This window comes from Tardiphaga sp. OK246, assembly GCF_900188215.1.
Classification (GTDB): Bacteria; Pseudomonadota; Alphaproteobacteria; order Rhizobiales; family Xanthobacteraceae; genus Tardiphaga; species Tardiphaga robiniae.
Map to the genome: position 1 here is coordinate 778,543 of NZ_FZOX01000002.1, position 19,331 is coordinate 797,873.

The following is a 19,331-nucleotide window of genomic DNA, read 5'->3' on the forward strand; positions in this document are numbered from 1 at the left end:
ACAAGTTTGCCGCCGCCTCTCATGGTCGCCGAAATTTTTGGGCGAGGAAGTGTTTCCATGCGACGGCGCTCCCGGGCGATCGGACTGTCACACGAAACCTCCGCCGCCATCCCTGTGAGCTGCGGTTTGACCGATCATGAAGCCGATTGATCCCTCTGAATTGCCTGAAGCGCCGCGTCCGCGCGGTGCCGCCGGTTCGCTCGTCGACAAGGTCTATGGCGAACTCGCGCAGCGCATCGCCAATGGCGACTACGCGCCGGACCAGAAGCTGCCCGGCGAGCACGAACTCGCTGATATGTTCGACGTCTCCCGCCCGGTACTGCGCGAAGCGCTCGGCCGGTTGCGCGAAGACGGACTGATCACGTCCCGACAAGGCGCGGGCAGTTTCGTCCAGATGCGTGCGCAGCAACAGCCACTCGGCTTCGCGCGGGTGGAGACCATCGCGGACATCCAGCGCTGCTTCGAATTCCGCATCACCATGGAAGCCGATGCCGCGCATTTTGCAGCGCTCCGACGCAGCGACGACAATCTCGGCAAGATGGAAGCAGCGCTCGGTCTGCTGCGCGAGGCGACGAAGAAGCGCAAGCATCGCGAAGACGCCGACTACGCTTTCCATCTCGCCGTGTCCGAGGCGACCAACAACCACTATTTCGCGACCTCGCTGAACGCCCTCAAGGACCACGTCGCTGTCGGCATGAAGCTTCACGGCCTATCGCTGATGGGCCCGCGGCCCGGCCTCGAACAGGTGTTCGAGGAACACAGCAGTATTTTTGAAGCTATCCGTGATCGCGACGCCGAGGCAGCGCGCACGGCCATGCGTCTCCATCTCGAAACGTCGCGCGACCGCCTGTTCGAAGGCCGTCTGCTCGATCTCTCGTTCCGGTGACGAGGAGAGCATCTTGACCGACCATACGGCATTTCTTGCAACGCTTGCTAACATCGTCGGCGACCGACACCTGATCGGTCCCGGCGGCGATTTCGAACCCTATGTGGTGGACTGGCGCGGCCGCTATCACGGCAAGGCGCTGGCCGTCGTGAAGCCTGGCTCGACGCAGGAAGTCTCTTCCATCGTCAAGGCTTGCGCGGTCGCCGGCATCGCCATCGTACCCCAGGGCGGCAATACCGGCATGTGCGGCGCGGCGACCCCGCTCGGCGAGCGCACCATGATTGTGCTGCGTCTCGATCGCCTCAACAAGATCCGCAGCGTCAGCCGTCTCGGCGATTCCATCGCCGTCGACGCCGGCTGCATCCTCGCCGACATCCAGAAGGCAGCGGACGATATCGACCGCCTGTTTCCGCTCAGCCTTGGCGCTGAAGGTTCGTGCCAGATCGGCGGCAATCTTTCCACCAATGCCGGTGGCACCGCCGTGTTGCGCTACGGCACCACACGCGAACTCACGCTTGGCCTCGAAGTCGTGCTGCCCGATGGCGAGATCCTCGACGGGATGACGGCCCTGCGCAAGGACTCCACAGGCTTTGACACCAAGCAGCTCTTCATCGGCGCCGAAGGTACGCTCGGCATTATCACAGGCGCAGTGCTGAAGCTGTTTCCGAAGCCAAGGGCGAGGGCAGTGTCCTTCGCCAAGTTGAACAGCATCGATGCGGTGCTCGACCTGCTCGCGCAGGCACGTACCGAACTCGGTGACCGCATCGGCGCCTTCGAGGTGATGTCGCGCGGCCAGATCGAGGTGATCGCCGAGAACCTGCCGCTGGTGAACATCCCGTTCGAGCTGGATACGCCCTGGTACGTGCTGATCGAGCTTGTCGACACGCTGGTGTCAGTCGATCTGAATGCAGCGCTCGAAGCGTTGCTCAGTAATGCCTATGAGCGCGAGCTGGTCACCGATGCGCTGGTGGCCTCCAGCGAGACCCAGGCTGCGGCGTTCTGGAAGATCCGACACAGCGTGTCGGAAGGCAGCAAGAAGGCCGGTTACGTCATCTCGCACGACAGCGCCGTGCCCTTGTCGCAGCAGGCAACGTTCGTCACGCAGGTGGAGAAGCGCATCGCTGCCTATCGGCCCGACGCCCGCATCGTGATGCACGGCCATATCGGCGACGGCAACATCCACATCCTCGCGATCATTCCAGGCCTTGAGCAGAACCAGAAGGATCAGCTTCAGGACACGATCCGCGGCATCAACACCATCGTCGATGAAGAGACTGTTGCGCTGGGCGGCAGCATCAGTGCCGAGCACGGCATCGGTATCGCCAATCGCGAGCGGCTTGCCCGCGTCACCAAGCCGACCGAGCTGCGGCTGCTGCGTAGCGTCAAGCAGATGCTCGATCCGAACGACATCATGAATCCCGGAAAAGTGCTGCCTGCGCAATAAGCGACGGCTGCATTCATCAGATACCCATTCGAGAAGAGGAACACGCATGAAGATCAAATCCATCCTGATGGCCGCCTGCGTCGCCTTGGGCGCCGTCGGGCAGGCGAGCGCGCAAGATGCGAAATACCCCACCAAGCCGATCACCATCGTCGTGCCCTTCGCGGCGGGTGGCACCGTGGACATCATCGCGCGCATGGTCTCGGAGAATTTGCAGAAGAAACTCGGCGCTACCGTGCTGGTCGAAAATATGGGCGGCGCCGGCGGCAATATCGGCGTCAACCGTGTCGCCAAGGCGCAGCCCGATGGCTACACGATCGGCCTCGCCAGCACATCGCCGCTGGCGATCGCGCCCTCGCTCTATGGCAGCAAGCTTCAGTTCCAGCCGGAGAAGGACCTGGTGGCCTTCGCGCAAGTGAGCATCGTGCCTAACGTGCTGGTGGTGAATCCCGATCGCATCAAGGCCCGCACGGTGCCAGAGTTGATCGAATACATGAAGGCCAATCCAGACAAAGTGACGTTTGGCTCGGCCGGACCGGGCACGTCGCAGCATCTTGCCGGCGAGCTGTTCCAGCAGATGACCGGCACCAAGATGGTCCACGTGCCCTACAAAGGCTCAAGCCAGATGGTCACCGACCTGATCTCAGGCCAGATCGACATCGCTTTCGACAACGTCCCGCTGCTGCTGCCGCATGTGGCCGGCGGCAAGCTGGCGATGCTCGCCACGGCAACGCCGAAGCGCGCCGAGTTCGACGCGAATGTGCCGGCCGTCGCCGAATTCCTGCCGGGCTTCGAGGCTGTTGCCTGGCACGGCTTCATCGCGCCGGCGGCAACGCCGAAGCCGATCGTCGACAAGCTCTCGGCGGAAATCCGCGACTTCATGAGCCTGCCGGAGACGAAGAAGAAGATGGCCGAACTCGGCGCGGTGGCTGTCGCCATTCCGCAGGATGAGTTCACCAAATACATCGCCAGCGAGACCTTGCGCTGGAAGGGTGTGATGGAGAAGGCCAACGTCACGATGAACTAGGCGACCGCGCAGGTGGTGACGACGTCATGTTCGTCACCACCTGCGATATCGAGCGTCCACCAAAGGACGCCGACGATCAAAATAGAAAAACACATGGAGGAATGTTCAATGAGACTTCGGTCAATCCTGATGGCTGCCTGCCTGACGCTCGGCACGTTCACGCAAGCGACGGCCCAGGACGCGAATTACCCGAGCCGCCCGATCACCAGCATCGTTCCGTTTGCCGCCGGCGGCACTGCCGATATCTTTGCGCGCATGGTGTCGGAGCATCTGCAGAAGAAGATGGGCGCGACGGTCATCATCGAGAACGTCGGCGGCGCCGGCAGCATCATCGGCGTCACCCGCGTCGCACGCGCTACGCCTGATGGCTACACGATCGGCCTTGCCAGCACCTCGGCGCTGTCGATCAATCCGATGCTGTATGGCGCAAAACTGTCCTACAATCCCGAAAAGGATCTCGTGCCGATCGCGCAGATCAGCATGGTGCCGAATGTCCTGGTGGTGAACCCGACCAGGATCGCGGCGCGCACGGTGCCGGACCTGATCGCCTATATCAAAGCCAATCCCGACAAGGTGACATTCGGTTCGGCCGGCGTCGGAACAACGCAGCATCTTGCCGGCGAACTGTTCCAGCAGATGACCGGCACCAAGATGGTGCACGTGCCTTACAAAGGTTCGAGCCAGATGGTCACGGACTTGCTGAGCGGCCAAATCGATATCGCCTTCGACAACGTGCCATTGCTGCTGCCGCATGCGGCGGCCGGCAAGCTCGCGATGCTGGCGACGGCCTCGCCGAAGCGCGCCGAGTTCGATCCGAACCTGCCGGCGGTGTCCGAATTCCTGCCGGGTTTTGAGGCCGTCGCTTGGCACGGCTTCATGGCACCGGCCGGCACGCCGAAGGCCATCACCGACAGACTGTCGGTCTCGATCCGCGAATTCATGCAGCAGCCGGAGACAAAGAAGAAGATGTCCGAGCTCGGCGCCGTCGCCGTGGCGGTCCCGCCGGATGAGTTCGCCAAATACATCGCCAGCGAAACGCAGCGCTGGAAAGGCGTGATCGAGAAGGCCAACATCACGATGAACTGAACTGTGCCGTAGGGTGGGTCAGCTTCGCTCATTCACCCTACGGCTGCGTCTCCTTCACCGATGCCAGATAGCGCGACAACCGATCCGCATCGGGCGTGTGGTGGCTATGGCGGTCGCGAAGTTCGGCCGGGGCGCTCCAGCCGGGCTCGATCCCGGACATGTCAGGCAATTCATGCGCGATGCCCTTGTGGCAATCGATACAGGTGCGCTCGCCGGTGACGAGGAACTTGGCATGGATCGCCGCCGCGCGGGGCGCCTGTTTGGTGAAATCCATTGCGATCGCCGAGTGGCAGTTGCGGCACTCCAGCGAGTCATTGGCCTTCAGGCGCGCCCATTCATGTTTGGCAAGCTCCAGACGCATGTCGAGGAACTTCTCGCGCGTCGAGATCGTGCCGAAAATCTTGCCCCACACTTCCTTCGACGCCTGCATCTTGCGCGCGATCTTGTCGGTCCAGTTATGCGGCACATGGCAATCCGGACAGGTGGCACGCACGCCGGATCGATTGGCGAAATGCGGCGTTCGCTGCAGCTCCTGATACACGTTGTCACGCATCTCATGACAGCCGGTGCAGAATTTCTCGGTATTGGTGACTTCCAGCGCCGTATTGAAACCGCCCCAGAAGATCACGCCACCGAGGAAGCCGCCCAGCGCCAGCACGCCGAGACTGATATGCGTGGCCGGTCGGCTGGCGATGCGCCAGAACCACAGAAACTTGGATATCAACCACTTCATGGCGCTCACCTGCCGGATGCCTTCATGTCGGTGAAGGTGTTCGGGACGAGCGGACGCGCATCGGTTTGCGGCACGTGGCAGGCCGTGCAGAAATAGCGTCGCGGTGTCACATCGGCGAGCATCTGGCCGTCGCGATCCATGAAATGCGTGATGCTTATCATCGGCGCACCGGAGCCTTCGGTATATTCGCGGCGATGGCACTCAAGACAGCGATTAGCTCGCAGCGTGAGCTGATAGTTCTCGATCGAATGCGGGATGACCGGAGGCTGCTCCGGATAGTTCCGCATCACGCGCTTGTCGTCGATGACGGGCCGCGGGAAGGGCGGCGCAGGAACGTCGCCCATCGGCTGCGCTGCGCCGGTGACGCGCGGCACGATCCGTGGCGTTGTCTGGACAGACTGCGCGTAGATCGCACCGGACACTAGCACCATGGCGCCGGCGATGATTGCCGCGATGACCGTCTTCATCGCACTTAAACGGAAACGATCTTGACCGCGCATTTCTTGAAGTCCGCCTGTTTGGAGATCGGGTCGGTTGCGTCGAGCGTGACCTTGTTGATCAACTGGCTGGCATCGAACCACGGCACGAACACCACGCCGCGGGGCATGCGGTTACGTCCGGTCGTATCGACGCGCGTGCGGATCTCACCGCGCCGCGACATCAGCCGGATTTCGGCGCCCTGGTTCAAGCCGCGTGCGCGCGCGTCTTCGGCATGCATGAAGCAGCGCGCGCCGGGAAACGCCTTGTAGAGCTCGGGCACGCGCATGGTCATCGAACCGGAATGCCAGTGCTCCAGCACGCGGCCGGTTACCAGCCAGAGATCGAACTCAGCGTCGGGCGACTCGGCCGGCGGCTCATAGGGCACCGCGATGATGCGCGCGCGTCCATCCGGGTTGCCGTAGAATTCGATCTTCTTGCCCGGTTTGACGTAGGGATCGAGACCTTCGCGGTAGCGCCACTTGGTCTCCTTGCCATTGACCACCGGCCAACGCAGTCCGCGCACATCATGATAGGTGTCCCAAGGGGCGAGGTCGTGGCCATGGCCGCGGCCGAACGTGGCATATTCCTCGAACAGCCCCTTCTGCACATAGAAACCGAAGTCCTTGGACTCGTGGTTTTCATAGTCAGCGGGGATTTCGCCGACGGGAAATTTGTCGACCTCGCCGTTGCGATACAGCACGTCGAACAACGTCTTGCCCTTGTAGTTCGGATTGGCGTCGAGGAGGGCGGCGGGCCACACCTCGTCCGTCGTGAACCGCTTCGAGAACTCCATCAGCTGCCAGAGATCCGAGCGCGCCTGGCCGGGCGCATCGACCAGCTGGCGCCAGACATGGGTGCGTCGTTCGGCATTGCCGTAGGCGCCTTCCTTCTCGACCCACATCGCCGCCGGCAACACGCAATCGGCGGACATCGCCGTCACCGTCGGATAGGCATCCGATACGACGATGAAGTTGGCGGGGTTGCGATAGCCCGGATATGTCTCACCCGAACTGTTGGGCGCCGCCTGCACATTGTTGTTCACCTGAACCCAGTAGAAGTTCAGCTTGCCGTCATGCAACATGCGGTCCTGCTCGACGGCGTGATAACCGATCTTGTCGGGCAGGAGGCCATGCGGCACGCGCCAGATTTCTTCAGCGTGCTTGCGGTGCTCCGGGTTGGTTACCACCATGTCGGCGGGGAGGCGGTGCGCGAAGGTGCCGACCTCGCGCGCCGTGCCGCAGGCCGATGGCTGCCCCGTCAGCGAGAACGGCGAGTTGCCAGGCTCAGAGATTTTGCCGGTCAGCAGATGGATGTTGTAGACGAGCTGGTTGGCCCAGACGCCGCGGACGTGCTGGTTGAAACCCATGGTCCAGAGCGACATCACCTTGCGCTTCGGATCGGCATAGAGCTCGGCGAGCTCCAGCAGAAAGCCGGGCTCGACACCGGTCAGCTTCGACACCTTCTCGAGCGAATAGTCCTTCACGAATTCGGCGTAGGCTGCGAAATCGATTGGCGTCGTCGCTGCGGCCGTGGCTGCGCCCTTGGCTTTCTTCTCCAGCGGATGTTCGGGACGCAGCCCATAGCCGATATCCGTCGTGCCCTTCACGAACGTCGTGTGGCTGTTGACGAATTCGGTGTTCACGCGACCAGTCGAGATAATGTGGTTGGCGATGAAGTTGAGAATGGCAAGATCAGTGCCCGGCTTGAACACGATCGGGATGTCGGCAAGGTCAGAGCTGCGATGCGTGAAGGTCGAGAGCACAGCGACTTTCACATGCGGATGACCAAGGCGGCGATCGGTGAGGCGCGTCCACAGGATCGGATGCATCTCGGCCATATTCGAGCCCCACAGCACGAAGGCATCGGCGGCCTCGAAGTCGTCATAGCAGCCCATCGGCTCGTCCATGCCGAAGGTGCGCATGAAGGCCACGGCCGCAGACGCCATGCAATGCCGCGCATTGGGATCGAGATTGTTGGAGCGGAAACCTGCGCGCATCAGCTTGGTCGCGGCATAACCTTCGAGGACCGTCCACTGGCCCGATCCGAACATGCCGATCGCAGTCGGTCCTTTTTCTTTCAGCGTCGCTTTGGCGCGCTGCGCCATGGTGTCGAATGCTTCGTCCCAGCTCACCGGCGTGAGTTCGCCGTTCTTGTCGAACACGCCGTTCTTCTTGCGGAGGAGGGGCGTGGTCAGGCGGTCGGCGCCGTACATGATCTTGGAGAGGAAGTAGCCCTTGATGCAGTTCAGGCCGCGGTTTACTTCCGCCAGCGTGTCGCCATGGGTGGCGACGACCTTGTTGTCCTTGACGCCGACCATGACGCCACAACCGGTGCCGCAGAACCGGCACGGCGCCTTCGACCATTTGATGGACAGCGACCCGACGCCGCCGGCAATCGACTGAGCGGCTGCCGGAACGTTGATGCCAGCCGCCGCTGCAGCGATGGCTGCTGCCTGAGCCTTGAGTAGATCACGCCGCGAAAGGGGCATTTCGTCGTTCTCCTAGTCGAGACGCTGTTCGAAGACCATGTTGGCCGAGAGCACGCCCGGCCATGATGAGATGTCTGCGAGCATCGCACCTAGTGCGCCGCTGCCTGGCCCTTCGAGGACCGCCACGAGTTTGGAGGCCGTGCGGTGATGTATCTCGACACCGGGAAGGTTCGACAACCGCGCAAATACCGCGTCGATATGGGCCGGAAGCACCGACACGACGGCGCTGGAGATGTGCTCATTGTCGTGCGCGGACGCGCCGGCGGTCGCGCCGGTCAACAGAGCGCGTCTGGTGAGTTTGTCTGTCATGTGAAAGTCCTAGTGAAGCAGAGGCGGGCCGGGCGGGCCGAAAATCATCTGGGTCATCCAGACCAGAAAGCCGTAACCGCCGACCACGCCCACCGCGACGACGGGCCAGATGAGAACGACGATCGTGAGAAAGACGAACAACTCCGACATGCGGCTGTTGCGCCTTTGAGCCTCTGCAGGCTGAGCGATATTCTGGTCCGTCACCATACGCTCCCCCTTCGGTTTGCGGCCATATGCCTGGAGAAGAGGCGAGATTCGCCTAGAGCGAGGGCAATATGCCTGCTGCAGCGCCCACCTTCTTTGCGCTGGATCAAACAACAAACTCTGCGGAGGATTTATTTGATATCGTTGTTCTGATCGCGATGTCGTCGTGCAGAGCCGCTCGCATCAGAATCTTTGATGACAGTTTTATTTGATTGCGACAGCTGCTCGGCGAAATCGCTCGTTCCGGAAGGCGAGCAATGGATCGTGAGATGTGCAATTCGTTTGGTCAAACGCCGCTTTTTGCGGGCCTGGACGAGGGCGCACGCGGCATCGTCATCGAAGCTGGCAGAAAGCACGTTCTGGATTGCGGTTGTTCGCTCTGGCAACAGGGCGACGTACCGGCGATAATCGCTGTGGTCATCGATGGTCAGCTCAAGAAGACAATGATCGATGCGCATGGCGCGCAGAAAACGCTGCAATTCATGCGACGCGGCGATCTCGCCGGAGCCGCATCGATGTTCGGCAATTTTTCTCGCCCGACAACCCTGCGCGCGACAGTCGCGACCGAACTGCTGTGCTGGTCCGCCGATCGCTTCAGCGGACTGATGCATGTTGTCCCGCAGCTCGCGATCAATGTCCTCGGTATCGTCGGACGGCAAACCGATCATCTGCTGCGCCGTCTTCACGAGGCGACGAGTGAGAATGCCGATCGACGTATCGCACGGATCGTTCTACGCTTGGTGCGGGAAGGAGATCCGGATGGTGAGTGCGTTCCGATCGAACTGAGGATCTCGCGCCAGGAACTGGCCGAACTCAGCGATACCACGCTGTTCACGGTCAGCCGCACCGTTTCGGCCTGGAACCGGATGCTAATCCTGAAAGCCGGTCGCGGCCGCTTGACGGTCATCGATCCCGCAAGACTCGCGGGCCTGGCGGGCGACGTGCGGGCGCACTGAGGCAATTACGCCGGGTCGAGATATGGCTCGAACGCCTCGACCGACACTTTCAGCGTCGGATCGCCATCGGGTCCCCACAGTTCGGCGCCGTCGAACACGACGGTGTAAAGCCATTGCGGATTTTCGCCTTGGTCATGCGCCGCCGTGTCGGGATAGACATGCGCGCCGTGTATCCGCTCGATCACGCCGACATGACCGCGGACATAGCGCGGCAGCCGCGTATGGGTGGTCGGATGGATGTTCTTCATCCGCACGCGATCGCCGATCGCGAATGCAGCAGGCGCCGAAGCAGGGCGCGTGAATGAGCCGCGGGTCAGCACGCGCTCGACACTATCAACGGTGAAGTTGCCGCGCTTCAGCGGCTTCGGCGGCACGGAAGCGTGGCCGGCCTTGATCTCGTCTGCAGCGAGGAAGCCGCGTTCGACCAGCATATCCTCAAGGCCGAGAAACCATTTCTTGTAGTAGCTGCTGGAGAGATAGACCTCCGGCGGCAGCGTCTCGCGATAGAAGCGCGAGGCGTCGATGTTGAAGGCGCCCGCCGCGCCCATGGCACGCACCATGGCCAGCACGCGGGATTCCCACTCCGCATGAAACATCGGCTCGTTCGGTTCCGGCTCGACCTTGCCGAAACCGTCCATGCCGCCCATGTCGTGGACGCCGTTCACGACGGGGCTCCCGGCGCTGTCACCAGACCCGTGCCGATCATCGAGTCGCGCGTGACGATTTCGGCCAATTGCGCCTCGCTCCAGCCCTCGGTGCCGGCAGGTCGCATCGGCAACACCAGGAAACGCGTTTCAGCTGTCGAGTCCCAGACGCGGATTTCGGTGTCATTCGGGATCGTGAAGCCGAAGTCTGCCAGCACGCCGCGCGGATCCTTGACGGCGCGGGAGCGGTAGGGCGCCGCCTTGTACCAGACCGGGGGCAGGCCGAGCATTTCCCAGGGGTAACAGGAGCACAGCGTGCACACGACCATGTTATGGCGCTCGGGCGTGTTCTCGACCACCACGAGATGATCGCCGGTGCGGCTGATATGGCCGAGGGTGCCGACCGCCGCGGAACCATCCGCCAGTAGCGCTTCCTTGAAGGCGGGATCGGTCCAGGCTTTCGCAACCACCAGGGCGCCGTTGTGCGGGCCGATCTTGGTCTCATAGGCCTGGATCATCGCGTCCAGCGCTGCCGGATCGATATAGCCTTTCTCGGTCAGGATGGTCTCGAGTGCACGGACGCGCAGCTCGGTGTCCGACAATTCGGAATGATCGTGGTCGTGGTCATGATGGTGTTCGCTCATGCCAAACAGGATAAGCGAGCCGCGATTGTTCTGTCGAGGATTTCGGGACTCAGCTAGGTCTACAGCATGGCTGCTCCTCGTTATCGCGCGCTGACGCTGTTCGGCTTCGTTCTGGTCGCGCTGCTGATGGCTTCGGGCCATGCGGAGGCGGCCAATGGCGCCTATGCGGTCGATGCGGCGGATATCTCGGACCTCGGCTCCTGCAAGGTCGAGAGTTGGTATTCGATGGCCACCAATAGCGACTTCGCAGCGGTGGCCAATCCGTCCTGTGTCGTTGAGATTACGCGTCCGGTCGAACTCAGCGTCCTCACCAATCACAGCCGCTCCGATGGCGAGTTCAGCACCACACTGGCGCCGAAAGGGAAGATCAATCTCGAGCCGACCGGCATCGGAAAATTCGGCGTATCGGCGCTGGCCAGCGGCACATTCGACGCCATGACCGGCCAGAACACCGCCGTCTTCGCCGAGATTCCGGCGACCTATCGCTTCAACGAAACCATGCGCATCAATCTCAATGCCGGCTGGCTGTGGGATCGCACCGTCGATCGCCACTACTTCACTTACGGCGTCGGCTTCGACTGGAAATTCACCGACGTGCTGCAATACACAGTGGAACTGTACGGGCAGGCGGGTCGCGCCGAATTCGCCAGCGTGATCCAGCCACGCATCCAGACCGGCCTGCGCTATCGGCCCAACGACATCTTCTCGGTCGACGTGATCTATGGCCGCAACATCACCGGGGAGAATTCCAACTGGATCACTTTGGGCACCACGATCCGGTTTCCGCCGCCAGGAAGCGTGAGCAAACCCGACGCGCATTTGTGATTCACCGGGGCCGGCAATCGCTGTAAAACCGCGATATCGGCAAATTGCGTGATTTTCCGACAAGCATCTGAAATATCTCGATGTTAACGTCCGGCCGTGTTCAAGCCGGCTTGCGGAAATCCAGTGTCAATCTTGCGACGATCTTGCGACTTCCTATCCGTCCTCACCATCGCCGCAGCGCTGGTCACGCCCGCATTGGCAGGCACCAGCCTGCTGACCGATAAGCCTGATCTCAGCAGCTTTTCCCAGGACGGCCTGAACCGCGTCTCCGACATGCTCGACCGCGAAGTCGGCCAAGGCCATCTCGCCGGCGCGATCATGCTGATCCAGCACCGCGGCAAACCGGTCTATTACGAGGCCTTCGGCGTTCGCGATCCCGCGACCATGGCGCCGATGACGACGGATACGATCTTCCGGCTGTATTCGATGTCGAAGCCTGTGACATCGGTCGCGGCGATGATTTTGGTGGAGCAGGGCAAGCTCAGGCTCGACGATCCCATCGCCAAATTCATTCCGTCTTTCGCCCATCCGCAGGTCGCGACCGAGCGCACGGATGCCAGCGGGAAATCCTATCTGGACTTTGCGCCGGCCGAGAAACCGATCACCGTGCTCGACCTGATGCGGCAGTCGTCCGGCATCAGTTCGGCTTTCACCAATCTCGGTCTGATCACGCAGCTTTATCTCGATGCAGGCCTGTTCGACGGCGATTTCGACAATGCCGATTTCGCGGCGCGGCTTGCGAAACTGCCGCTTGCCTATCAGCCAGCCACAGTCTGGGATTATGGCCATTCAACCGATTTGCTCGGCCGCATCATAGAGATCGCCTCGGGCCAGTCGCTGTACGATTTCCAGAGGCAGTATATGTTCGATCCGCTAGGCATGGCCGACACCGGCTACTACGTACTCGATCCCGCCAAAGCGCCGCGGATTGCGCAGCCGATGCCAACTGACCGCATCATCGGCAACGAGACCATCAGCGATCCCACAGTGACGCGGAAATGGGAATCCGGAGGAGGCGGGCTCAACGCCACCACGGGCGATTACGCGCGCTTCCTGCAGATGCTGATCAATGGCGGCACGCTCGACGGCGTCCAAATCCTGAAGCCCGAGTCGGTTCAACTGATGCGCCAGAACCAGGTCGCGCCGGCCAGCGATGTGAAGCCCTGGGCCTATTACTATCCCGGCGCCGGTTTCGGTTACGGCCTCGGCTTCGGTGTTCGCACCGGACCCGGCGAAGACGGCGTACCGGGTTTCGTCGGCGAGATGGCCTGGGGCGGCGCCGCCGGGACTTACTTCTGGACCTATCCGGACCAGGACATGGTGATGATCCTGATGGTGCAGACGCCGACCCAGCGGGGCCGCATCCAGCCGATCCTGAAGACGCTGGTCTACGACGCGATCAGGAAATAGCGGGAGCGTGGCCGGGGTGCGGCTTTAAGAGAACTGAAACTGGGACCACACGCCAATATCTCGGATTCGCATAAGGTATATTATGGAATATATTATCCCGTAACGATCCCAGAGACTTAGCTTAAATTGTTGCGATATCCGCTTGAACTAATGGCCATTCGAGCCAGTTTGTGGCCCCACATCATTGCGGCCCATATGGCCTCAGCCGCCGAAATATCTGACGTGATCGAGGTCCGGGATCAATCCTGACTGCGTTGGTCGCCACCCCAGCTGCTGTTGTGTCCAGTCGCTGGATGCCGGCGCATCCATCGAGGCGAAGCCTGCGAACCAGCCGAAGTGATCGGCGGCTTCAGCCGGCGATTTCGAGACGACTGGCAGGTTCAGGTGCCGGCCGATGACCTCGGCAATCTCACGGAATGCGACGCCTTGTTCGGCGCTGGCGTGATACCGAATGTCGGCGAAACCGTGCTCGAGGACGAGCCTGTAGAGCCGGGCGACGTCCAGCCGATGTGCGGCGGGCCAGCGGTTGAGACCGTCGCCGAAGTAGGCCGAGGCGCCCTTCTCCCGCGCGATATTGATCAGCATCGGCACGAAGCCATGGTCGCCATCGCCATGGACCGATGGCGGCAGCCGGACCGACGAAGTACGCACGCCGCGTGCCGCCAGACGTTCGGCGACCTGTTCCGATACGCGCGGGCTTGGCGACGCGCTCGACGGGCCCATGTCTTCGGTCGCCAGACATCCAGGCGCGATGAAGGCCATGCCCGAAGTTACGATCAAGGGCCGCTCGGAGCCCGCCAGCACGTCGCCAAGCGTCTCGATGGCACGCGCGTCGATCGCGCAGTTTTCCTTGAATTTCGAGAAGTCGTGGATGAAGGCCGTATGGATCACGCCGTCTGAAGTGGCAGCCCCGGACCGCAGGCTGTCCAGATCTTCCAGATCGCCGCGATGGATCTGCGCACCAGCGTCGGCCAGCGCCTTGGCAGATGCATCCGAGCGCGCGAGACCGAGCACCTGATGACCGGCGCCGATCAATTCCTGAACCACCGCAGATCCGACAAAGCCCGAAGCACCGGTAACGAAGACACGCATGTGATATTCCTCTCGTGAATGCGCGGATGTATCGGTCCTGCGGTACAGTGCGTGAAGCCGTGACGTTATACGGGTATGGCGACTAACAGGCTGAGCATGACGGTCACCGAAACACCTCCGAGCCCAAGCGCCAATCCGCTGGGTGCCTATCTCAGGGATCGCCGCGCCAGGCTGGATCCCGTGGCATTCGGCTTCTCGTCCGAGCGCCGCCGCACGCCGGGCCTGCGGCGCGAGGAAGTCGCGCAGCGCGCCAATGTCAGCGCCACCTGGTACACATGGCTGGAACAAGGACGCGGCGGCGCGCCATCGGCCGATGTGCTCGACCGGATTTCACGCGCCCTGGAATTATCGACAGTCGAGCGCGAGCATCTGTTTCTGCTGGCGCAGCACCGGCTGCCGGAAGTCCACTACGAGCCGTCCGATATCGTCACGCCGACGCTGCAGCGCGTGCTGGATTCGATGGAGTTCAGCGCCGCCGTCGTCCGCAACGCAACCTGGGACATCGTGGCCTGGAATCGCGCCGCGCTGGCCGTGCTTGGCGACTATCCGAACATCGCGCCCGAAGACCGCAACGTCCTGCGTATCCTGTTCTGTCGTCCGAATGTCCGCGCCAAGATGCCTGACTGGGAGAATGATGCACGTTTCGCCGTGGCGGCATTTCGCGCCGACATCACGCGCAGCGGCGCATCAAAACGCGCCCAGACATTGATCGATGAACTGTGCCGGATCAGCCCCGACTTCGCAGCCATGTGGCATGACAACGACGTCAGCAGCTATGGCGAAGGCAAGAAGCATGTGAACCATCCCGAGGTCGGGCCATTCACGATGAGCTATTCGACATTTTCGGTCGATGGCCAGCCGAATTTGGGCATGGTGGTCTATACGCCGGAGACGGCTGCAGATGCCGAGCGGATGAAGGCGCTGATCGCGGCGAAAGGCCCATAACTCGTCATTCCGGGGCGCATGCGGCGACAGCCGCGGGCGAACCCGGAACCTCGAAGTGTGACTCACAATGAGATTCCAGGTTCGCGTGCGCGAAAGTGCGCCCGCGCCCCGGAATGACGAGTTTCTTGCTACGGATATTTCGGCAGCAACCCATGCGCGGCGAAGCCGCCATCGACATTGAGAATGTGGCCGGTGACGAAGCTCGACTTGCTGTCATCCAGCAGGAACATCGCGGCACCAGCGACCTCCTCCGGTTCGGCATAACGCCGCTGCGGCACCACCTGCATCCAGCCTTCCCGCGTTGCCACCGTATGCATCTCCTGCACCATGGGCGTCTCGAACGGGCCCGGCGCAATGGCGTTGACGCGGATCTTCAATGGCGCCAGTTCGCAGGCCATTACCTGGGTCAGCGTGACGACGCCGCCTTTGGATGCGCCATAGGCCGAGCGCTCGATATTGCCGCGCAGCCCCGACACCGACGCCACATTCACGATGGCGCCGCCGCCATGAGCCTTCATCAGCCGCGCAGCTTCCTTGGCAACGGCAAAGGTGCCGACCAGATTGATGTCGAGGATCTCGCGAAACAGTTTCACCGAAGTCTCAAAGAACGGCACCTGACGGCCGATACCCGCAGAATTCACCAGGCCACGCACCGGGCCGAAACCGGCTTCGCAGTCCTTCAGGCCAGCCATCACGGCGTCTTCATTGGCCACATCCATGACAACGGTTTTGGTCACACCGACTTTGATGGCGTCGACCTGGGCCTTGGCGGCATCCAGAGCAGGCTGGGTGAGGTCGGCAAGCAGCACTTTCCAGCCCTCACCCACGGCCGCCTTGGCGATTGCCAAACCGATTCCCGATGCGCCGCCGGTGATGATCGCTACGCCGTGATCCCTATTCATATGCTGTCCTTGCGTTTCCTCCACCGGTCCTGGCTGCCGGCGGCTTCAGTCGCGCGATGCTTCCCACAAATTCGCGCGGCGCAAAAGCCGTGCGCGGGCGTCCTCTATTGGGCCTTGGCCTTTGGTCGCACGGCGAAAAGGCTTGACCGGGCAGCCCGGGCATGATGACCAGACGGCAAGGGGCCCTTGGGCCTCACAAAGGCAAACAAAGAAGTGGTTGGGAGAAACAAAATGACGATTTCACGCCGGACATTGCTGAAGGCATCGGCCGCCGCGACCGCGTTTGGCGGCGTCAGCATGCCGTTCATCGCGCGCGCGCAGCAGGCCGAATACATCTACAAATACGCGAATAACCTGCCCGATACGCATCCGATGAACATTCGCGCCCGCGAGATGTCGGCGGCGATCAAGACCGAGACCAATGGCAAGGTTGATCTGCAGGTATTCCCGAACAACCAGCTTGGCTCCGACACCGACATGCTGAGCCAGATCCGCTCCGGCGGCGTCGAGTTCTTCACACTGTCCGGCCTGATCCTGGCCACCCTCGTCCCCGCCGCCTCTATCAACGGCATCGGCTTCGCCTTCCCGAATTACGACACGGTCTGGAAGGCCATGGACGGCGATCTTGGCGCCTATATCCGCAAGGAGATCACCAAGGCCAATCTCGTGGTCATGGACAAGATCTGGGACAACGGTTTTCGCGAAATCACCTCGTCCTCCAAACCGATCAAGAGCCCGGACGACCTGAAGGGCTTCAAGATCCGCGTGCCGGTGTCGCCGCTCTGGACCTCGATGTTCAAGGCGTTCGACAGTGCGCCCGCCTCGATCAACATCAGCGAAGTCTATTCGGCGATGCAGACCAAGGTGGTCGAAGGTCAGGAAAATCCGCTGGCGATCATCTCGACGGCGAAGTTCTACGAAGTGCAGAAGTTCTGCTCGCTGACCAACCACATGTGGGACGGCTACTGGTTCCTGGCCAACCGCCGTGCCTGGGAGAAGCTGCCGGCCGATCTGCGCGACATCGTCGCCAAGAACATCAATGCCGCCGGCATGAAGGAGCGCGAAGACGTCGCCAAGCTCAACGCCAATCTGCGCGGCGAACTGGAATCCAAGGGCCTCGCCTTCAATGAGCTCGAGCCCGGCCCGTTCCGCGACAAGTTGAAGTCGGCCGGCTTCTACAAGGAATGGCAGGGCAAGTATGGCGACGAAGCCTGGGCCATCCTTGAGAAGGCCGTCGGCAAGCTCGGCTGATCGGAACCATTATGGCCGTGCATGACATCTCCGCCCTCGAAAGCGGGGCGTCCAGCGTGGAGAGGGTGCCCCTCTCCCGCCGCGACGCCATCCTGACATCCATCGACCGCACCCTCGGCCATCTGGTCGAGATTCCCGCGGCGCTGCTGGTGGTGGCGGAGGTGATCATCCTGTTCATTGGCGTGGTCGCCCGTTACGGTTTCCACCGTCCGCTGATCTGGTCGGACGAACTGTCCTCGATCCTGTTCCTGTGGCTCGCCATGCTCGGTTCCGCCGTTGCGTTCCGGCGCGGCGAGCATATGCGGATGACCGCGCTTGTGGCGTCGGTCGGTCCCCGGATGTGGGCCTTTCTCGACGTCGTCGGGACCTCTGCGGCGCTCGCGTTTCTCCTGATGATCGTCGCTCCGTCCTTTGAATACGCCTATGAAGAGAGCTACATCACGACGCCTGCACTGCAGATCGCCAACAGCTTCCGCGCGGCCGCGCTGCCGGTCGGCATCTCGCTGATGATCGTCTTCGCGCTGCTGCGGCTTGTGCGCTACGGCCAGGTTCGCACCGTGCTGACGGCGCTCGGCACCGTGGTGGCGATCATCGGCCTGTTCTGGCTCGCCGAGCCGCTGTTGCGCACGCTCGGCAATCTCAACCTGATCATCTTCTTCGTCGGCGTCGTGGCGCTGTGCGTGTTCGCCGGCGTGCCCATTGCCTTCGGTTTTGGCCTCGCGATCTTCGGCTATATGGCGCTGACCACACGGACGCCGATGATGGTGCTGGTCGGCCGCATGGACGAGGGCATGAGCCATCTCATCCTGCTGTCTGTCCCGCTGTTCGTGTTCCTGGGCTTGCTGATCGAGATGACCGGCATGGCCCGCGCCATGGTCGCGTTCCTTGCCAGCCTGCTCGGCCATGTCCGCGGCGGCCTGCATTATGTCCTGATCGGCGCGATGTATCTCGTCTCCGGCATTTCCGGCTCCAAGGCCGCCGACATGGCCGCCGTGGCGCCGGTGCTATTCCCGGAAATGAAGGCGCGCGGCGCCAAGCCGGGCGATCTCGTCGCCCTGCTCTCGGCGACCGGCGCGCAGACCGAAACCATTCCGCCAAGCCTCGTGCTGATCACCATCGGCTCGGTCACCGGCGTCTCGATCTCGGCGCTGTTTACCGGCGGCTTGCTGCCGGGCGTCGTGCTGGCGATCACACTCGGCGCGTTGGTGTGGTGGCGCTATCGCGGCGAGGACCTGAGCCATGTGAAGCGGGCGTCCGGGCGCGACATCTTCAAGGCCTTCATTATCTCGGTGCCGGCCATCGCGCTGCCCTTCGTGATCCGCGCTGCCGTGGTCGAGGGTGTGGCGACCGCCACCGAGGTGTCCACCATCGGCATCGTCTATGCCGTGCTCGCGGGCCTGTTGATCTATCGTCAGTTCGACTGGAACCGGCTGAAGCCGATGCTGGTCGATACGGCCTGCCTCTCCGGCGCAATCCTGCTGATCATCGGAACCGCGACCGGCATGGCCTGGGGCCTGACCCAGTCCGGCTTCTCGCGCTCGCTGGCCGCGGCCATGACGGGCCTGCCGGGCGGCGGTGCCACCTTCATCGCGGTCTCCATCGTGGCCTTTGTGATCCTTGGCAGCGTGCTCGAAGGCATCCCCGCCATCGTGCTGTTCGGGCCGCTGCTGTTCCCGATCGCGCGGCTGGTCGGCGTCCACGAGGTCCACTATGCGATGGTCGTCATCCTCGCCATGGGCATCGGACTGTTCGCGCCGCCCTTCGGCGTGGGCTACTATGCCGCCTGCGCTATCGGCCGTGTCGATCCAGCAGAAGGCATCCGGCCGATTCTTGGTTATCTGCTGGCGCTGCTGATTGGCCTGATCATCGTCGCGATCTTCCCATGGATATCGATCGGATTCCTCTAAGTGACGTCAAATCAGCGTGTTGAAGCCTCAACCTCATGTAATTTTAGAAGATCATTCCTGCGATAAACTGATAAGTGAGATATTCGTTACAACTCACTGAT

At 62.1% G+C, this 19,331-nt stretch carries 19 protein-coding genes; 10 read left to right on the plus strand and 9 right to left on the minus strand.

Translation table 11 applies throughout. The features are described 5' to 3' along the window. Positions 1 to 136: 136 nt before the first annotated feature. The 4 genes from CHC01_RS11020 (at position 137) to CHC01_RS11035 (ending at position 4,440) form a co-directional block, all read left to right on the plus strand. On the plus strand, positions 137 to 886 hold the full coding sequence (locus tag CHC01_RS11020) for a FadR/GntR family transcriptional regulator (RefSeq protein WP_089264313.1): 750 nt from the start codon (positions 137 to 139) through the stop codon (positions 884 to 886). A gap of 13 nt (positions 887 to 899) precedes the next feature. Then, entirely contained in the window at positions 900 to 2,330 is a 1,431-nt protein-coding gene (locus CHC01_RS11025) for an FAD-binding oxidoreductase (protein WP_089264314.1), read from the plus strand. A 46-nt stretch (positions 2,331 to 2,376) separates the two neighbouring features. Beyond that, entirely contained in the window at positions 2,377 to 3,354 is a 978-nt protein-coding gene (locus tag CHC01_RS11030; protein ID WP_089264315.1) for a Bug family tripartite tricarboxylate transporter substrate binding protein, read from the plus strand. A gap of 108 nt (positions 3,355 to 3,462) precedes the next feature. Continuing rightward, positions 3,463 to 4,440 carry a Bug family tripartite tricarboxylate transporter substrate binding protein gene (locus CHC01_RS11035; RefSeq protein ID WP_244558301.1) on the plus strand — a complete coding sequence of 326 codons (978 nt, stop codon included), beginning with the start codon at positions 3,463 to 3,465 and terminating at the stop codon, positions 4,438 to 4,440. Positions 4,441 to 4,477: 37 nt separating this feature from the next. On the opposite strand, the gene CHC01_RS11040 is transcribed toward CHC01_RS11035, so the two are convergent. Genes CHC01_RS11040 through CHC01_RS11060 form a run of 5 tightly spaced genes read right to left on the minus strand, consistent with a single transcriptional unit; the run spans position 4,478 to position 8,654 of the window. Continuing rightward, positions 4,478 to 5,173, minus strand: coding sequence for a NapC/NirT family cytochrome c (locus tag CHC01_RS11040; protein ID WP_089264317.1), 696 nt, complete (start codon positions 5,171 to 5,173; stop codon positions 4,478 to 4,480). A 5-nt stretch (positions 5,174 to 5,178) separates the two neighbouring features. After that, on the minus strand, positions 5,179 to 5,673 hold the full coding sequence (locus tag CHC01_RS11045; RefSeq protein ID WP_089264318.1) for a nitrate reductase cytochrome c-type subunit: 495 nt from the start codon (positions 5,671 to 5,673) through the stop codon (positions 5,179 to 5,181). Continuing rightward, entirely contained in the window at positions 5,646 to 8,141 is a 2,496-nt protein-coding gene (gene napA / locus CHC01_RS11050) for a periplasmic nitrate reductase subunit alpha (RefSeq protein WP_089264319.1), read from the minus strand. Before napA ends, CHC01_RS11045 begins: the two co-directional genes overlap by 28 nt. 12 nt (positions 8,142 to 8,153) lie before the next feature. After that, positions 8,154 to 8,450: a chaperone NapD gene (locus tag CHC01_RS11055; RefSeq protein ID WP_089264320.1), complete on the minus strand. Its 297-nt coding sequence runs from the start codon at positions 8,448 to 8,450 to the stop codon at positions 8,154 to 8,156. A 9-nt stretch (positions 8,451 to 8,459) separates the two neighbouring features. Next, positions 8,460 to 8,654 (minus strand): nitrate reductase, encoded by a 195-nt coding sequence (locus CHC01_RS11060; RefSeq protein ID WP_283805449.1) that lies wholly within the window; start codon positions 8,652 to 8,654, stop codon positions 8,460 to 8,462. A gap of 257 nt (positions 8,655 to 8,911) precedes the next feature. Between CHC01_RS11060 and CHC01_RS11065 the strand changes: the two genes are divergently transcribed. After that, a complete protein-coding gene (locus tag CHC01_RS11065; protein WP_089264322.1) occupies positions 8,912 to 9,610 on the plus strand; it encodes a Crp/Fnr family transcriptional regulator in 699 nt (232 codons plus the stop codon). A gap of 5 nt (positions 9,611 to 9,615) precedes the next feature. Here the strand turns inward: CHC01_RS11065 and nthB are convergent, their stop codons facing one another. Together nthB and nthA are read right to left on the minus strand one after the other, a co-directional pair. Beyond that, positions 9,616 to 10,275: a nitrile hydratase subunit beta gene (gene nthB, locus CHC01_RS11070; RefSeq protein ID WP_089264323.1), complete on the minus strand. Its 660-nt coding sequence runs from the start codon at positions 10,273 to 10,275 to the stop codon at positions 9,616 to 9,618. Next, the gene (gene nthA, locus CHC01_RS11075; protein ID WP_089264324.1) at positions 10,272 to 10,898 is read right to left on the minus strand and encodes a nitrile hydratase subunit alpha; all 627 of its coding nucleotides are present in this window, start codon (positions 10,896 to 10,898) and stop codon (positions 10,272 to 10,274) included. The genes nthB and nthA overlap by 4 nt, the downstream gene beginning before the upstream one ends. Positions 10,899 to 10,964: 66 nt before the next feature. Here nthA and CHC01_RS11080 point away from each other — a divergent pair, with 66 nt between their 5' ends. Both CHC01_RS11080 and CHC01_RS11085 read left to right on the plus strand, forming a co-directional pair. Next, positions 10,965 to 11,723 (plus strand): PA4824 family protein, encoded by a 759-nt coding sequence (locus tag CHC01_RS11080; RefSeq protein WP_244558302.1) that lies wholly within the window; start codon positions 10,965 to 10,967, stop codon positions 11,721 to 11,723. Between the two features lie 123 nt (positions 11,724 to 11,846). Further along, on the plus strand, positions 11,847 to 13,133 hold the full coding sequence (locus CHC01_RS11085; RefSeq protein WP_244558303.1) for a serine hydrolase domain-containing protein: 1,287 nt from the start codon (positions 11,847 to 11,849) through the stop codon (positions 13,131 to 13,133). Between the two features lie 201 nt (positions 13,134 to 13,334). Here the strand turns inward: CHC01_RS11085 and CHC01_RS11090 are convergent, their stop codons facing one another. After that, complete coding sequence (locus CHC01_RS11090; RefSeq protein WP_089264325.1) at positions 13,335 to 14,225, minus strand: SDR family oxidoreductase; 891 nt, start codon at positions 14,223 to 14,225, stop codon at positions 13,335 to 13,337. A gap of 96 nt (positions 14,226 to 14,321) precedes the next feature. On the opposite strand from CHC01_RS11090, the gene CHC01_RS11095 reads away from it, so the two are divergent. Then, a complete protein-coding gene (locus CHC01_RS11095; RefSeq protein ID WP_089264326.1) occupies positions 14,322 to 15,170 on the plus strand; it encodes a helix-turn-helix transcriptional regulator in 849 nt (282 codons plus the stop codon). A gap of 128 nt (positions 15,171 to 15,298) precedes the next feature. Here the strand turns inward: CHC01_RS11095 and CHC01_RS11100 are convergent, their stop codons facing one another. Further along, positions 15,299 to 16,072 carry an SDR family NAD(P)-dependent oxidoreductase gene (locus CHC01_RS11100; RefSeq protein WP_089264701.1) on the minus strand — a complete coding sequence of 258 codons (774 nt, stop codon included), beginning with the start codon at positions 16,070 to 16,072 and terminating at the stop codon, positions 15,299 to 15,301. 231 nt (positions 16,073 to 16,303) lie between these two features. Between CHC01_RS11100 and CHC01_RS11105 the strand changes: the two genes are divergently transcribed. Both CHC01_RS11105 and CHC01_RS11110 read left to right on the plus strand, forming a co-directional pair. After that, entirely contained in the window at positions 16,304 to 17,323 is a 1,020-nt protein-coding gene (locus CHC01_RS11105; protein ID WP_089264327.1) for a TRAP transporter substrate-binding protein, read from the plus strand. Between the two features lie 11 nt (positions 17,324 to 17,334). Then, complete coding sequence (locus CHC01_RS11110; protein WP_089264328.1) at positions 17,335 to 19,230, plus strand: TRAP transporter large permease; 1,896 nt, start codon at positions 17,335 to 17,337, stop codon at positions 19,228 to 19,230. The last annotated feature ends 101 nt before the right edge of the window (positions 19,231 to 19,331 follow it).

Bases quoted from the DNA above. Each gene is read 5' to 3' on its own strand.
- CHC01_RS11020 (WP_089264313.1), top strand. From the start codon at position 137: ATGAAGCCGATTGATCCCTCTGAATTGCCTGAAGCGCCGCGTCCGCGC.
- CHC01_RS11030 (WP_089264315.1), top strand. From the start codon at position 2,377: ATGAAGATCAAATCCATCCTGATGGCCGCCTGCGTCGCCTTGGGCGCC.
- CHC01_RS11035 (WP_244558301.1), top strand. From the start codon at position 3,463: ATGAGACTTCGGTCAATCCTGATGGCTGCCTGCCTGACGCTCGGCACG.
- CHC01_RS11040 (WP_089264317.1), bottom strand. From the start codon at position 5,173: ATGAAGTGGTTGATATCCAAGTTTCTGTGGTTCTGGCGCATCGCCAGC.
- CHC01_RS11045 (WP_089264318.1), bottom strand. From the start codon at position 5,673: ATGCGCGGTCAAGATCGTTTCCGTTTAAGTGCGATGAAGACGGTCATC.
- napA (WP_089264319.1), bottom strand. From the start codon at position 8,141: ATGCCCCTTTCGCGGCGTGATCTACTCAAGGCTCAGGCAGCAGCCATC.
- CHC01_RS11055 (WP_089264320.1), bottom strand. From the start codon at position 8,450: ATGACAGACAAACTCACCAGACGCGCTCTGTTGACCGGCGCGACCGCC.
- CHC01_RS11065 (WP_089264322.1), top strand. From the start codon at position 8,912: ATGGATCGTGAGATGTGCAATTCGTTTGGTCAAACGCCGCTTTTTGCG.
- nthA (WP_089264324.1), bottom strand. From the start codon at position 10,898: ATGAGCGAACACCATCATGACCACGACCACGATCATTCCGAATTGTCG.
- CHC01_RS11080 (WP_244558302.1), top strand. From the start codon at position 10,965: ATGGCTGCTCCTCGTTATCGCGCGCTGACGCTGTTCGGCTTCGTTCTG.
- CHC01_RS11090 (WP_089264325.1), bottom strand. From the start codon at position 14,225: ATGCGTGTCTTCGTTACCGGTGCTTCGGGCTTTGTCGGATCTGCGGTG.
- CHC01_RS11095 (WP_089264326.1), top strand. From the start codon at position 14,322: ATGACGGTCACCGAAACACCTCCGAGCCCAAGCGCCAATCCGCTGGGT.
- CHC01_RS11100 (WP_089264701.1), bottom strand. From the start codon at position 16,072: ATGAATAGGGATCACGGCGTAGCGATCATCACCGGCGGCGCATCGGGA.
- CHC01_RS11105 (WP_089264327.1), top strand. From the start codon at position 16,304: ATGACGATTTCACGCCGGACATTGCTGAAGGCATCGGCCGCCGCGACC.
- CHC01_RS11110 (WP_089264328.1), top strand. From the start codon at position 17,335: ATGGCCGTGCATGACATCTCCGCCCTCGAAAGCGGGGCGTCCAGCGTG.